This window comes from Woeseia sp. D3-10 (assembly GCF_055809415.1).
In genome coordinates, this window is sequence record NZ_JBVVTW010000007.1 from 2,942,587 (window position 1) to 2,955,016 (window position 12,430).

The window sequence follows — 12,430 nt, forward strand, 5'->3', positions numbered from 1 at the left end:
AGCGCGGCCACGCCGGCCTTGCAGGTCGCCGGGTAACAGGGCGGGCTGCGGGCTGTTGTGCGTGAAACGGCACATGATGACTATCTTTTAATAGACGACAGAGAAGAGACAAGGCCTATGGCCACTACAAATCAACTAGTTCGCAACCCGCGTTCGGTCAAAGCGGCAAAAAGCGGTGTACCAGCGCTTGAGGGCTGCCCTCAGAAGCGTGGCGTATGTACCCGTGTTTACACCACGACGCCGAAGAAACCTAACTCGGCCATGCGCAAAGTGGCTCGTGTTCGCCTGACCAATGGTTTTGAAGTCACCAGTTACATCGGTGGTGAAGGCCATAACCTGCAAGAGCACTCGGTCGTGCTGATTCGCGGCGGTCGTGTAAAAGATCTGCCGGGTGTGCGTTATCACACTGTTCGCGGCACGCTCGATTGCGCTGGCGTTGGCGACCGTCGTCAAGGCCGTTCCAAGTACGGCGCGAAGCGGCCCAAGTCGTAGTTCTTGTTGCGGGCCGTCTGTACGACGGACTGCGACGAGCAACACGCTGACCCAAGGCCAAGACTAATCCTCCCCGGGCTGGTTCCCGGGCACGAAAGAGACTAACCATGTCAAGAAGAACACAGGCCCCGAAACGCCACATCCTGCCGGACCCCAAGTACGGTAGTGACCTGCTTGCCAAGTTCATGAACATGATCATGAATGACGGTAAAAAGTCGGTCGCTGAGCGCATTATTTATGGCGCATTGGACCGTATTACCGAAAAGGCAGCGGCGGATGCCGACAAGCCGCTGGAAGTTCTGGAGCTCGCGCTCGAGAACGTCAAGCCTGTGGTCGAGGTAAAATCTCGCCGCGTTGGTGGTGCTACCTACCAGGTGCCCATCGAAGTTCGTCCGGCTCGTCGCCAGACACTGGCTATGCGTTGGGTTATCGAAGCCGCGCGCAAGCGCAGCGAGAAGTCCATGGCGCATCGACTGGCTCATGAACTGATGGAAGCAGCAGAGAATCGCGGCACCGCGGTGAAGAAGAAAGAAGACACGCACCGTATGGCCGAGGCAAACAAGGCGTTTTCGCACTACCGTTGGTAGTCGCTGACCCGTATCTGTCTTTTCCAGGTTTATTCCCGTGCCCCGCACAACTCCTATCGATCGTTATCGCAACATCGGCATCATGGCTCACATTGATGCGGGCAAAACGACAACGACCGAGCGGGTACTGTTCTACACCGGCGTATCGCACAAGATAGGTGAGGTTCATGATGGCGCTGCCGTTATGGACTGGATGGAGCAGGAGCAGGAACGCGGGATTACGATTACCTCCGCGGCGACCACCTGCTTCTGGCAGGGAATGGATAAGCAGTTCGAACAGCACCGCATCAATATTATTGATACGCCGGGGCACGTTGATTTCACGATTGAAGTTGAACGCAGTCTGCGGGTGCTTGACGGTGCTGTGACCGTACTGTGTTCGGTTGGCGGTGTTGAGCCGCAAACGGAAACGGTCTGGCGGCAGGGTAATAAGTACCACGTTCCGCGCATGATCTTTGTGAACAAGATGGATCGTGCCGGCGCGGATTTTCTGCGGGTGGTGGAGCAAGTCAAGGCGCGGCTCGGCGCAAACCCAGTGCCGGTGCAGTTGCCGATCGGCGCTGAAGAGAACTTCGAGGGCGTCGTCGACCTGATCCGCATGCAGGCTATTTACTGGGACGCGGACAACATGGGCATGACCTATGAGGCGCGGGAAATTCCGGAGTCGCTGCAAGCGGCGGCCAATGAATGGCGTGGACGCATGGTCGAGGCAGCGGCCGAGGGTTCTGAGGTACTGCTTGAGAAGTACCTCGGCGACGGTGAGTTGTCGGAAGACGAGATACGCCTGGGCTTGCGCACGCGCACGCTGAAGAACGAAATTGTGCCGACCTTGTGCGGTTCGGCATTTAAGAACAAGGGCGTGCAAGCAATGCTCGACGCGGTCGTCCACTTCATGCCGTCACCGGCGGATGTACCCGCGATCACGGGCTTGCTTGAGGACGAAACGGAAGGCGAACGGCACCCGGACGACAAAGAACCGTTTGCGGCGCTGGCGTTCAAGATTGCTACCGACTCGTTTGTCGGCAACCTGACGTTCTTCCGGGTTTACTCCGGGGTGCTGAGTTCGGGCGATACGATTTACAACCCGATCAAGGGCAAGAAGGAGCGCATCGGCCGAATTTTGCAGATGCACTCCAACGATAGGCAGGAGATCAAGGAAGTGCGGGCTGGAGACATCGCCGCTGCCGTTGGTCTTAAAGACGTTACAACCGGCGACACGCTGACCGACCCGAAGGCGATTATTACGCTCGAACGCATGGAGTTCCCGGAACCGGTGATCTCTGTAGCGGTTGAGCCGCGCACGACGGCTGACCAGGAAAAAATGGGCGTTGCGCTGCAGAAGCTGGCTAAAGAGGATCCGTCATTTCGGGTTCATACCGACGAAGAATCGGGCCAGACGATTATTTCCGGCATGGGCGAGCTGCATCTCGACATCATCGTTGATCGGATGAAGCGCGAGTTCAAGGTTGATGCCAATGTCGGCAAGCCACAGGTGGCTTACCGCGAGACCATTCGCAAGACGGTCGAGCAGGAAGGCAAGTTTGTGCGCCAGTCCGGCGGTCGTGGTCAGTACGGTCACGTATTCCTGCGCATCGAGCCGCAGGAAGTCGGGGCAGGCTACGAATTCGTCAATGCGATCGTTGGCGGGGTAGTGCCGCGGGAGTACATCGGCGCCGTCGATAAAGGCGTGCGCGAACAAATGGAAAACGGCGTTATAGCTGGTTACCCACTGGTGGATTGTAAAGTTACTTTGTACGACGGTTCTTATCACGACGTTGACTCCAGCGAAATGGCGTTTAAGATCGCTGGCTCCATGGGGTTTCGTGACGGTGCGTTGAATGCAAGTCCGGTACTGCTTGAGCCGGTCATGAAGGTGGAAGTCGTCACGCCGGAAGATTACATGGGCGACGTTATGGGCGACCTGAGCCGTCGCCGCGGCGTGCCGCAGGGCATGGATGACTCGCCTTCAGGCAAGGTTATTCGCGCCGAAGTGCCGCTGGCCGAGATGTTCGGATACGCGACCGACCTGCGCTCAATGAGCCAGGGGCGGGCCGTGTATACCATGGAATTTGAGAAATACGCCGAGGTGCCGAACAACGTCGCCGAATCGGTCCTTAGAAAGGCAAGTTGATTGCGCGACGATTCGTCGTTATGCGTACATGAATTCAAAGAAAACTCAGGAATTGGGATTTAGTTATGTCCAAAGCAAAGTTTGAAAGAAACAAGCCCCACGTAAACGTAGGCACGATTGGTCACGTAGATCATGGCAAGACGACGTTGACGGCGGCGCTGACGAAAGTAATGGCAGAGACTTACGGTGGTGAAGTTTCAGCCTACGATCAGATTGACAATGCTCCTGAGGAGCGTGAGCGCGGTATTACGATTGCGACGGCGCACGTTGAGTACGAGAGTGAGAACCGTCATTACGCGCACGTTGACTGCCCGGGACACGCGGATTACGTGAAGAACATGATCACGGGTGCGGCGCAGATGGACGGCGCAATCCTGGTGGTAAGCGCGGCTGACGGCCCGATGCCGCAGACCCGCGAGCACATCCTTCTGGCCCGCCAGGTAGGCGTGCCGTACATCGTGGTTTACCTGAACAAGGCTGACCAGGTTGATGACGAAGAGCTGCTGGAGCTGGTTGAGATGGAAGTGCGTGATCTTCTGTCGACCTACGAGTTCCCGGGCGACGACACCCCGATCGTCACGGGTTCAGCGCTGAAGGCCTTCGAAGGCGACGCGTCTGACATCGGTGTACCGTCGGTGGTTAAGCTGGTTGAAGCGATGGACAGCTACATTCCGCAGCCAGAGCGTGCGATTGACGGCGATTTCCTGATGCCGGTGGAGGACGTGTTCTCTATCTCGGGTCGAGGCACGGTAGTCACCGGTCGAATCGAGCGCGGCATCGTGAAAGTGGGTGATGAAATCGCGATCGTAGGTATCAAGGACACGTTGAAGACGACCTGCACAGGCGTTGAGATGTTCCGCAAGCTGCTTGACCAGGGTCAGGCAGGCGACAACGTGGGCGTTCTGTTGCGCGGCACGAAGCGCGAAGAAGTGGAGCGCGGTCAGGTACTGGCGAAGCCAGGCTCGATCACGCCGCACACCAAGTTCGAAGCTGAGGTCTACATTCTGAGCAAGGACGAGGGCGGTCGCCACACGCCGTTCTTCAAGGGCTATCGTCCGCAGTTTTACTTCCGTACGACGGACGTAACGGGCGCGTGCGAACTGCCGGAAGGCACCGAGATGGTGATGCCGGGCGACAACGTGCAGATGGTCGTTGAGCTGATTGCCCCGATCGCAATGGAAGACGGGCTGCGATTTGCAATCCGCGAAGGTGGCCGTACGGTCGGCGCCGGTGTGGTTGCTAAAGTTATTGAGTAATGCACGAAGGCGTCAGGCTCTAAGCAGAGCCTGACGCCAACTGCTTTAAAGCTGGAATTTTCACCAGGCGAAGCAGAACGCAAACAACCATTTCCAACGCCGCTGGTGGCGCTGGATCAAGAGAACTTAGAGACATGGCTACTAACCAAAACATCAGAATCCGGCTGAAAGCGTTCGATCATCGCCTGATTGACAACTCTGCCCGCGAAATCGTGGACACGGCGAAGCGCACTGGCGCGACCGTTAAAGGCCCGATTCCGCTGCCGATGAAAATGGAGCGTTTCACGATCCTGATTTCACCGCACGTGAACAAAGACGCGCGGGATCAGTACGAGATCCGCACCCACAAGCGCTTGATGGACATCATGGATCCGACGGACAAGACCGTTGATGCGTTGATGAAGCTTGAGTTGCCAGCGGGCGTCGACGTTCAAATAAAACTGAATTAGTTTCGACTGGGTAATGTACCAGTCCTCCCTTTGGGAGGCTGGTGAATACCGGGTTCGGTGGGTCGTGCTGGATAGAGAGCTACGGCGGACTGAGTCATAACGGTCAGATTTTCAAGCTTCTCAGACTGGCGATTGCACGCTTAATCGGGTGTTCTTGCTGGTCGGTTCTGTCAGACATAGGCATAACCATCACGCAGTAAAATGTGGGGCAGGGCTTTTATTTCTCGCCCCGCAGTAAGTCAGCCAATTTGTGACCCGAAAGGCCTTGCTAAGCAAAGCAACGTGGGTATAATGGCTGGCTCGACTGGGCTTGGCCGCTCCGGGAATGGGCCAGGTTCAAAAAAAGCGTCACACGGTCTCGACCTTGTGGCGCTTAATGTTAGGTCGCCAGATAACCCGACGGCGTACTCGGCAAATCCCGGGCAGCCGGTCTAGTACCGGATTCAGGGTCAGCTCCAGAGCATCGAATCCAAGGATTCGCGCGACAGCTGGCCCTTTCGTGTGTTTGAGAGATACGCGAAAAGGCAGTTACGGCCAATCGAAGTCGTAACGGTGAAGATAATTGTAGATAGCGAAAACCGTTTATTAGAGGCGCTGACCAATCGAAGTCGGTGCGAGGTTTTAGAAATGACAATGGGTATTGTTGGCCGCAAAAGCGGCATGACACGTATCTTTACGGAAGACGGTGTTTCCATACCGGTAACCGTGATTGAAGCGCAACCGAACCGCATCACCCAGGTGAAGTCTGTGGATGTCGATGGTTATTCTGCATTGCAGGTAACCGCTGGCAGCCGTCGTGCATCCCGGGTACGTAAGTCTGCTGCAGGCCACTTCGCCGCTGCGAAGGTTGAGGCTGGCGATATCGTGACTGAATTCCGTCTGGACGGTACAGAAGGCGAATTCGCGCTGGGCGGCGAGCTCAAAGTGGATATGTTCGAGGCGGGCCAGAAGGTCGACGTCATCGGCACCACGATTGGTAAGGGCTTTGCCGGCACCATCAAGCGCCACAATTTCAGCATGCAGGATGCTACCCACGGTAACTCGCTGTCGCATCGTGCGCCGGGTTCCATTGGTCAAAACCAGACTCCAGGTCGCGTATTCAAAGGCAAGAAGATGGCTGGCCACATGGGTAACGTTCGCCGCACCGCACAGAGCCTTGAAGTGGTTCGCGTTGATGCGGAACGAAACCTGTTGTTGATCAAGGGCGCTGTCCCGGGTCACGCAGGCGGCAAGGTTATCGTTCAGCCGGCCGTCAAGTTCAAGAACAAGAGCAAGAACAAGGGAGCTGCATAATGAAGTTGAAGATGCAGGATAGCGGCTCCGTAGAAGTGGCTGATGCAGCGTTTGGCGTTGGGTATAACGAGGCACTTATTCACCAGGTAGTAACCGCATTTCTGGCTGGCGCGCGTGCCGGTACTAAAGCGCAGAAGAATCGCGCGGCAGTACGTGGTGGTGGCGCGAAGCCTTGGCGGCAGAAAGGCACCGGCCGTGCCCGTGCCGGTACGATTCGCAGCCCGATTTTCGTGGGTGGTGGTCGTGCATTTGCTGCGGTACCGCGGGATCACAGCAAGAAAGTGAATCGCAAGATGTACCGTGCTGCATTGCGCTCGGTCTTCTCTGAGCTGGTTCGCCAGGATCGGCTCGTTGTAACCGAAGAGATTCGGCTGGATGCGCCAAAGACCAAAGACATGGTCGCCTTGCTGAAAAAGCATGACGTCGACAACGTGTTGGTGGTTAACGAGGCGTTTGACGAGAACGTATTTTTGTCTGTACGTAACTTGCCGAACGTTGGCATCTGCGATGCGGGCTCAATCGACCCGGTTGTGTTGTTGCGTTTCGAAAAGGTGCTGATTACGCTGCCGGCGCTGAAGCTGATTGAGGAGCGTTTGTCATGAGTCAGGCCTTACATCAAGAACGGCTGATGACGATTATCAAAGGTCCGCATCTCTCAGAGAAGAGCACCATCGTCGCTGAAGCGAGCAACCAGATCGTATTTCGTGTTCGTACGGATGCGAACAAAGCTGAGATCAAGAAAGCCGTCGAGCTGTTGTTCGAGGTTACTGTCGACAACGTCACCGTTGTGAACGTGCGCGGCAAAACTAAGCGTCACGGTCAGTCTTCGGGTCGTCGCTCGAGCTGGAAAAAAGCGTACGTGAAGCTGGCCGAAGGCAGTCAAATTGACTTCCTGGGCACCGAGTAAAGGTCGCTACGCGAAAAGGACACGGTAAAGAATCATGCCATTACATAAATCAAAACCGACATCGGCTGGTCGTCGCTTCCAAGTAGCGGTCAAGACGCCTGGTCTTCATAAGGGCAAGCCGCATGCGGCGTTGCTTGAGAAGAAGTCCAAGTCCGGTGGTCGTAATAACAACGGTCGCATTACGGTGCGCCATCACGGTGGTGGTCATAAGCAGCACTACCGTGTAATCGACTTTAAGCGTGACAAAGATGGAATCCCAGGTGTTGTAGAACGACTGGAATACGATCCGAATCGCAGCGCGCACATTGCGTTGATCAAGTACGCAGATGGCGAGCGCCGGTACATCCTGGCCGCTAAGCATCTGGAGCAAGGTACACCGGTTTCAAGCGGCGAAGATGCGCCGATCAAACCTGGCAATGCATTGTCACTGAAGAGCATTCCGGTTGGTACAACGGTGCACAACATTGAAATGAAGCCTGGCAAGGGTGGTCAGATTGCCCGCTCTGCCGGTGCCGGCGCGCAGCTGGCAGCTCGTGAAGGCGCTTACGCCACCTTGCGTTTGCGTTCCGGTGAAACACGTCGTGTGCACATTGATTGCCGTGCAACGGTAGGCGAAGTCGGACACGGCGAACATAACCTGCGCAAGCTCGGTAAGGCCGGTGCGAAACGCTGGCGCGGTGTACGACCGACGGTTCGTGGTGTTGCTATGAACCCGGTTGATCATCCGCACGGTGGTGGTGAAGGCCGCACCTCGGGTGGTCGTCACCCGGTGAGCCCGTGGGGTACGCCGACCAAGGGTTACAAGACACGTTCGAACAAGCGCACCGACAACATGATTATTCGTCGTCGGAAACGTAAGAAGTAGTCCCGTAAGAATTAAGTAAATCCAGCTACTAGCCAGGTTCAGATTTGGAAGTGCTGGGACAACGGAAATGACAGGAGCTGGTATCAAATGCCACGTTCAGTAAGGAAAGGCCCGTTCGTTGATGGGCATCTGGCCAAGAAAGTGACGGAAGCGTCGGCCAAGAATGACCGTCGCCCGATCAAGACCTGGTCGCGTCGATCAATGGTGCTGCCGGATATGGTTGGCCTGACGATCGCTGTGCATAACGGACGTCAGCATGTACCTATCCTGATTTCGGAAAACATGGTTGGTCACAAACTGGGTGAGTTCGCGGTAACGCGTACCTTTAAAGGTCACTCCGGCGACCGTAAGACCTAAGGAACTGAGATGTTAGTTGCAGCAACACTTCGATACGCACGCATTTCGCCACAGAAATGTCGCCTTATGGCTGACGCAATCCGTGGCAAGAGCGTTGATGAGGCAATCAGAACCCTCACGTTTACGCCGAAGAAAAGTGCGCAGATCGTGAAGAAGGTGCTCGAGTCGGCAATTGCCAACGCCGAGCACAATCATGGCGCTGATATTGATGAGCTTAAGGTCGCGACCATTGAAGTAAATGAAGCGCCCTCGCTCCGTCGCTACCGTGCTCGTGCGAAGGGTCGTGGCGCGCGCATTATCAAGCGCAACAGTCACATTACTATTCGCGTCGGCGACGAATAACGCGGGAATAAGCGAGAGAATCGTATGGGTCAGAAAGTACATCCAACAGGTATTCGACTTGGCATCGTCAAGGATTGGGCGTCCAAGTGGTACGCCGATTCCAAGACGTTCCCGGAATACATCAGCTCCGATCACAAGGTACGTGAGTACGTTAAGCAGAAGCTTAAGGATGCATCGGTAAGCCGTATTGCGATTGAACGTCCGGCGAAGAAGTTGAACATCACTATCTTCACTGCACGTCCAGGTATCGTCATCGGTAAGAAAGGCGAGGACATCGAGAAGCTGCGTGCAGAAGTGTCTTCACTGATCGGTATGAACGTCAATGATGTGCGTATCAATATCAATGAAGTTCGCAAGCCTGAAATGGATGCGCAACTCGTAGCAGAAGGCATTGCTCAGCAGTTGGAACGTCGCGTGATGTTTCGTCGTGCGATGAAGCGAGCTGTAACAAATACGATGCGTGTTGGTGCCGAGGGCATCAAAGTGAAAGTTGGTGGCCGTTTGAACGGTGCGGAAATAGCACGTTCAGAATGGTATCGCGAAGGTCGGGTACCGCTGCACACGCTGCGTGCGGACATCGACTACGGTTTTGCTGAGGCCCGTACAACGTACGGAATCATCGGCGTGAAAGTCTGGATATTCAAAGGCGAAGTCTTTGATAAGCCGGTTCCCGCTGCTGCACCTGCTGAAAAGCAGGAAGCTGCCGCTGGCGCTAGCTAAGCTCAGGACGGAACAATGTTACAGCCCAAGAGAACAAAATTCAGGAAGCAGATGAAAGGCCGCAATCGCGGTCTTGCGCAGCGCGGCAGCGACGTATCGTTCGGTACGTATGGTCTGAAAGCGACAGAGCGCGGTCGTCTGACGGCTAGGCAAATTGAAGCGGCACGTCGTGCAATGACGCGTCACATCAAGCGCGGTGGCAAGATCTGGATCCGGGTTTTCCCGGACAAGCCGATCACCAAAAAGCCGCTGGAAGTACGCCAGGGTAAAGGTAAGGGTAACGTCGAATACTGGGTCTGCCAGATCCAGCCAGGACGTGTCCTGTATGAGATGGAAGGTGTGACGGAAGAGATTGCGCGCGAGGCGTTTCGCCTGGCTGCCGCTAAGCTGCCGTTCCCGACCACGTTTGTTACGCGGACGGTGATGTGATGATAGCCAGCGAATTGCGTTCGAAGTCAGTAGTTGAACTTCAGGAAGAACTGGTCGCGTTGCGTCGCGAACAATTCAATCTGCGTATGCAGCAGTCGACCGGGCAGCTCAATCAGAATCATGAGCACGGCCGGGTTCGCAAAGACATAGCGCGCGTCAAGACGATCATCAACGAATTGTCGCGCCAAGGTGAGCAGAAATGAGTGAAGCAGCGAAGCCAGCTGACGCAAAGATCAAGCGGACGGTTACCGGCCGCGTTGTCAGCAACAAGATGGACAAGACAGTTTCCGTCTACATCGAACGCGTGATCAAGCACGAGACCTACGGCAAATACATCCGCCGCAGCTCGAAAGTGCTGGCGCACGATGAGTCGAATGACTGCAACGAAGGCGATCGGGTCGCAATCAGTGAGTGCCGCCCAATGTCCAAGCGTAAAGCCTGGCAGGTCGTAAATATTATTGAACGTGCTGTGCAAGACAAATAGCGCGCTCCAGTAAATACGTATTAATAAAGTTTGATTGACGGAATACAGCCATGATTCAGATGCAGACAGTTCTGGATGCCGCCGATAACTCGGGTGCACGACGCGTGCAGTGCATCAAGGTGCTGGGCGGATCAAAACGCCGCTACGCTGCCGTTGGCGATGTGATCAAAGTCAGTGTTAAAGACGCGATCCCACGCGGCAAAGTGAAAAAAGGCGAGGTCTACAACGCCGTCGTCGTACGTACCCGTAAGGGTGTGCGGCGTTCGGATGGCTCTCTGATTCGATTCGACGGCAATGCAGCAGTGCTGCTGAATGCACGCCTCGAACCGATTGGTACTCGCATCTTCGGCCCGGTGACTCGCGAACTGCGAACCAGCCGGTTCATGAAGATCATCTCACTGGCGCCGGAAGTGCTGTAAGCGCTTAAGCGAATAAGGTCAGGAACAGATGAACAAGATTAAGAAAGGCGACGAAGTTATCGTCACTACAGGTAAGGACAAGGGCCGTCGTGGCACCGTCCTTCAGGTATTTGCGGACGATCGGCTGCTGGTTGAGGGCATTAACGTCGCCAAGAAGCACCAGAAGGGTAATCCGAATATGGGTGTTGAGGGTGGCATTGTCGATAAGACCATGCCGATCAATATTTCGAACGTTCTGGTGTTTAACCCGAAGACGAAGAAAGGCGAACGCGTCGGCTTCAAGGTTACGGACGGCGAAAAAGTCCGGGTATTCCGCAAGAGCGGCGAACCGGTAGACCTTTAAGAACGCCAACGAACAGTGTCATGCGAACTTAATTAGTGAGTTCGCACCAGGTGGATTTAGAAATGGCCAGATTGCAGGAACAGTACAAAGCAGAGTTGCACGATCAGATCCAGAAGAAGCTGGGTGTTGAGAATGCAATGGAAGTGCCGCGGATCACGAAGATCACGCTGAACATGGGCGTGGGCGAAGCTGTGGCCGACAAGAAGATTCTTGATAACGCGGTCAGAGACATGGAAATGATTGCCGGGCAGAAGGCGGTTCGTACGCTGGCTCGCAAATCCGTGGCTGGCTTCAAGATTCGCGACGGTTACCCGATTGGTTGCAAGGTAACCCTGCGCCGCGAACGTATGTACGAGTTCCTTGATCGTCTGGTGAACATTGCCATTCCGCGTATCCGCGATTTCCGGGGTCTTAACCCGAAGTCGTTTGATCGTCAGGGTAACTACAGCATGGGTGTTTCCGAGCAGATTATTTTCCCGGAAATCAATTACGACCAGATTGACGCAATCCGCGGTATGGATATCACGATATCCACCACGGCACGTAATCCGGCGGAAGGACGGGCGCTGCTTGAAGCGTTCAACTTCCCCTTCAAGAAGTAAGAGACGGAACTATGGCGAAGAAGTCCATGATCATGCGCGAGCTGAAGCGAGAAAAGCTTGCTGCACGCTACGCGAAGAAACGCGCTGCCTTGAAAGAAACGATTCGTAGTCCGAAGACGAGCGATGACGAACGTGCCGCGGCTCAAACGAAACTGAATGCGTTGCCACGTGATTCGAGTTCCAGCCGTAAGCGTAATCGTTGTTCGATCACCGGCCGACCGCACGGCGTTTATCGCAAGTTCGGCCTCGGGCGAAACAAGCTGCGTGAAGCAGCAATGAAAGGTGAAATTCCGGGCCTGACCAAGGCGAGTTGGTAGGCGGAGATAGAAAATGAGTATGACTGATCCCATTTCTGACATGTTGACCCGTATTCGTAACGGTCAGCATGCCCGCAAGACCAGCGTCTCTATGCCTGGTTCCAAAGCGAAAGCTGCTTTGGCCAAGGTGTTACAGGACGAAGGTTATATAGGCAAGTTCAGCGACGAAGGCGAAGCAGCCAGCAGAACGCTGACGATTGAGCTTAAGTATTTTGAAGGCTCGCCTGTGATTGAGCGCATTCAACGCGTCAGTAAGCCCGGCTTGCGGATATTCCGCGGCAAAGAAGATCTGCCGAAGGTTATTGGCGGTCTGGGTGTTGCCATCGTATCGACTTCGGCCGGCATGATGAGTGATCGCGAGGCGCGTGCCAAAGGTATCGGCGGTGAGGTGATGTGCGTCGTTTCCTGATGCATGTCACACGCTGAATAACGAGTTA

20 protein-coding genes are annotated in these 12,430 nt (G+C 55.2%); all 20 read left to right on the plus strand.

The window, feature by feature from the left end; all coding sequences use genetic code 11:
• Positions 1–117: 117 nt before the first annotated feature.
• The 20 genes from rpsL (at position 118) to rpsH (ending at position 12,402) form a co-directional block, all read left to right on the plus strand.
• The gene (rpsL, locus tag AC0L8N_RS13390; RefSeq protein WP_068618920.1) at positions 118–492 is read left to right on the plus strand and encodes a 30S ribosomal protein S12; all 375 of its coding nucleotides are present in this window, start codon (positions 118–120) and stop codon (positions 490–492) included.
• 107 nt (positions 493–599) lie between these two features.
• A complete protein-coding gene (gene rpsG / locus AC0L8N_RS13395) occupies positions 600–1,079 on the plus strand; it encodes a 30S ribosomal protein S7 (RefSeq protein ID WP_068613608.1) in 480 nt (159 codons plus the stop codon).
• Between the two features lie 37 nt (positions 1,080–1,116).
• Complete coding sequence (gene fusA, locus AC0L8N_RS13400) at positions 1,117–3,210, plus strand: elongation factor G (RefSeq protein WP_473668178.1); 2,094 nt, start codon at positions 1,117–1,119, stop codon at positions 3,208–3,210.
• 65 nt (positions 3,211–3,275) lie between these two features.
• Positions 3,276–4,466, plus strand: a complete 1,191-nt coding sequence (tuf, locus tag AC0L8N_RS13405; protein WP_473668170.1) for an elongation factor Tu — start codon at positions 3,276–3,278, stop codon at positions 4,464–4,466.
• A 134-nt stretch (positions 4,467–4,600) separates the two neighbouring features.
• Entirely contained in the window at positions 4,601–4,915 is a 315-nt protein-coding gene (gene rpsJ / locus AC0L8N_RS13410; protein WP_473668179.1) for a 30S ribosomal protein S10, read from the plus strand.
• 627 nt (positions 4,916–5,542) lie between these two features.
• Positions 5,543–6,208, plus strand: coding sequence for a 50S ribosomal protein L3 (rplC, locus tag AC0L8N_RS13415; protein ID WP_473668180.1), 666 nt, complete (start codon positions 5,543–5,545; stop codon positions 6,206–6,208).
• Entirely contained in the window at positions 6,208–6,810 is a 603-nt protein-coding gene (gene rplD, locus AC0L8N_RS13420) for a 50S ribosomal protein L4 (RefSeq protein ID WP_473668181.1), read from the plus strand. The genes rplC and rplD overlap by 1 nt, the downstream gene beginning before the upstream one ends.
• Positions 6,807–7,115, plus strand: coding sequence for a 50S ribosomal protein L23 (rplW, locus tag AC0L8N_RS13425; protein ID WP_473668182.1), 309 nt, complete (start codon positions 6,807–6,809; stop codon positions 7,113–7,115). Before rplD ends, rplW begins: the two co-directional genes overlap by 4 nt.
• Positions 7,116–7,149: 34 nt before the next feature.
• Positions 7,150–7,980 (plus strand): 50S ribosomal protein L2, encoded by an 831-nt coding sequence (rplB, locus tag AC0L8N_RS13430; protein ID WP_473668183.1) that lies wholly within the window; start codon positions 7,150–7,152, stop codon positions 7,978–7,980.
• 87 nt (positions 7,981–8,067) lie between these two features.
• Positions 8,068–8,337, plus strand: a complete 270-nt coding sequence (rpsS, locus tag AC0L8N_RS13435; protein ID WP_473668184.1) for a 30S ribosomal protein S19 — start codon at positions 8,068–8,070, stop codon at positions 8,335–8,337.
• Between the two features lie 9 nt (positions 8,338–8,346).
• Positions 8,347–8,679: a 50S ribosomal protein L22 gene (gene rplV / locus AC0L8N_RS13440; protein WP_068613631.1), complete on the plus strand. Its 333-nt coding sequence runs from the start codon at positions 8,347–8,349 to the stop codon at positions 8,677–8,679.
• 24 nt (positions 8,680–8,703) lie between these two features.
• Positions 8,704–9,399, plus strand: coding sequence for a 30S ribosomal protein S3 (gene rpsC / locus AC0L8N_RS13445; RefSeq protein WP_473668185.1), 696 nt, complete (start codon positions 8,704–8,706; stop codon positions 9,397–9,399).
• 15 nt (positions 9,400–9,414) lie between these two features.
• A complete protein-coding gene (rplP, locus tag AC0L8N_RS13450; RefSeq protein WP_068613637.1) occupies positions 9,415–9,828 on the plus strand; it encodes a 50S ribosomal protein L16 in 414 nt (137 codons plus the stop codon).
• Positions 9,828–10,031, plus strand: coding sequence for a 50S ribosomal protein L29 (gene rpmC / locus AC0L8N_RS13455; RefSeq protein ID WP_473668186.1), 204 nt, complete (start codon positions 9,828–9,830; stop codon positions 10,029–10,031). Before rplP ends, rpmC begins: the two co-directional genes overlap by 1 nt.
• On the plus strand, positions 10,028–10,312 hold the full coding sequence (gene rpsQ, locus AC0L8N_RS13460; RefSeq protein WP_068613643.1) for a 30S ribosomal protein S17: 285 nt from the start codon (positions 10,028–10,030) through the stop codon (positions 10,310–10,312). The genes rpmC and rpsQ overlap by 4 nt, the downstream gene beginning before the upstream one ends.
• Positions 10,313–10,362: 50 nt before the next feature.
• Positions 10,363–10,731 carry a 50S ribosomal protein L14 gene (gene rplN / locus AC0L8N_RS13465; RefSeq protein ID WP_068613645.1) on the plus strand — a complete coding sequence of 123 codons (369 nt, stop codon included), beginning with the start codon at positions 10,363–10,365 and terminating at the stop codon, positions 10,729–10,731.
• 28 nt (positions 10,732–10,759) lie between these two features.
• Positions 10,760–11,074, plus strand: a complete 315-nt coding sequence (gene rplX / locus AC0L8N_RS13470; protein ID WP_473668187.1) for a 50S ribosomal protein L24 — start codon at positions 10,760–10,762, stop codon at positions 11,072–11,074.
• A gap of 62 nt (positions 11,075–11,136) precedes the next feature.
• A complete protein-coding gene (gene rplE, locus AC0L8N_RS13475; RefSeq protein WP_473668189.1) occupies positions 11,137–11,676 on the plus strand; it encodes a 50S ribosomal protein L5 in 540 nt (179 codons plus the stop codon).
• Between the two features lie 11 nt (positions 11,677–11,687).
• Positions 11,688–11,993 (plus strand): 30S ribosomal protein S14, encoded by a 306-nt coding sequence (rpsN, locus tag AC0L8N_RS13480; protein WP_473668190.1) that lies wholly within the window; start codon positions 11,688–11,690, stop codon positions 11,991–11,993.
• A 13-nt stretch (positions 11,994–12,006) separates the two neighbouring features.
• Positions 12,007–12,402, plus strand: a complete 396-nt coding sequence (rpsH, locus tag AC0L8N_RS13485; RefSeq protein ID WP_473668191.1) for a 30S ribosomal protein S8 — start codon at positions 12,007–12,009, stop codon at positions 12,400–12,402.
• The last annotated feature ends 28 nt before the right edge of the window (positions 12,403–12,430 follow it).

Bases quoted from the DNA above. Each gene is read 5' to 3' on its own strand.
- rpsL (WP_068618920.1), top strand. From the start codon at position 118: ATGGCCACTACAAATCAACTAGTTCGCAACCCGCGTTCGGTCAAAGCG.
- rpsG (WP_068613608.1), top strand. From the start codon at position 600: ATGTCAAGAAGAACACAGGCCCCGAAACGCCACATCCTGCCGGACCCC.
- tuf (WP_473668170.1), top strand. From the start codon at position 3,276: ATGTCCAAAGCAAAGTTTGAAAGAAACAAGCCCCACGTAAACGTAGGC.
- rpsJ (WP_473668179.1), top strand. From the start codon at position 4,601: ATGGCTACTAACCAAAACATCAGAATCCGGCTGAAAGCGTTCGATCAT.
- rplC (WP_473668180.1), top strand. From the start codon at position 5,543: ATGACAATGGGTATTGTTGGCCGCAAAAGCGGCATGACACGTATCTTT.
- rplD (WP_473668181.1), top strand. From the start codon at position 6,208: ATGAAGTTGAAGATGCAGGATAGCGGCTCCGTAGAAGTGGCTGATGCA.
- rplW (WP_473668182.1), top strand. From the start codon at position 6,807: ATGAGTCAGGCCTTACATCAAGAACGGCTGATGACGATTATCAAAGGT.
- rplB (WP_473668183.1), top strand. From the start codon at position 7,150: ATGCCATTACATAAATCAAAACCGACATCGGCTGGTCGTCGCTTCCAA.
- rpsS (WP_473668184.1), top strand. From the start codon at position 8,068: ATGCCACGTTCAGTAAGGAAAGGCCCGTTCGTTGATGGGCATCTGGCC.
- rplV (WP_068613631.1), top strand. From the start codon at position 8,347: ATGTTAGTTGCAGCAACACTTCGATACGCACGCATTTCGCCACAGAAA.
- rpsC (WP_473668185.1), top strand. From the start codon at position 8,704: ATGGGTCAGAAAGTACATCCAACAGGTATTCGACTTGGCATCGTCAAG.
- rplP (WP_068613637.1), top strand. From the start codon at position 9,415: ATGTTACAGCCCAAGAGAACAAAATTCAGGAAGCAGATGAAAGGCCGC.
- rpmC (WP_473668186.1), top strand. From the start codon at position 9,828: ATGATAGCCAGCGAATTGCGTTCGAAGTCAGTAGTTGAACTTCAGGAA.
- rpsQ (WP_068613643.1), top strand. From the start codon at position 10,028: ATGAGTGAAGCAGCGAAGCCAGCTGACGCAAAGATCAAGCGGACGGTT.
- rplN (WP_068613645.1), top strand. From the start codon at position 10,363: ATGATTCAGATGCAGACAGTTCTGGATGCCGCCGATAACTCGGGTGCA.
- rplX (WP_473668187.1), top strand. From the start codon at position 10,760: ATGAACAAGATTAAGAAAGGCGACGAAGTTATCGTCACTACAGGTAAG.
- rplE (WP_473668189.1), top strand. From the start codon at position 11,137: ATGGCCAGATTGCAGGAACAGTACAAAGCAGAGTTGCACGATCAGATC.
- rpsN (WP_473668190.1), top strand. From the start codon at position 11,688: ATGGCGAAGAAGTCCATGATCATGCGCGAGCTGAAGCGAGAAAAGCTT.
- rpsH (WP_473668191.1), top strand. From the start codon at position 12,007: ATGAGTATGACTGATCCCATTTCTGACATGTTGACCCGTATTCGTAAC.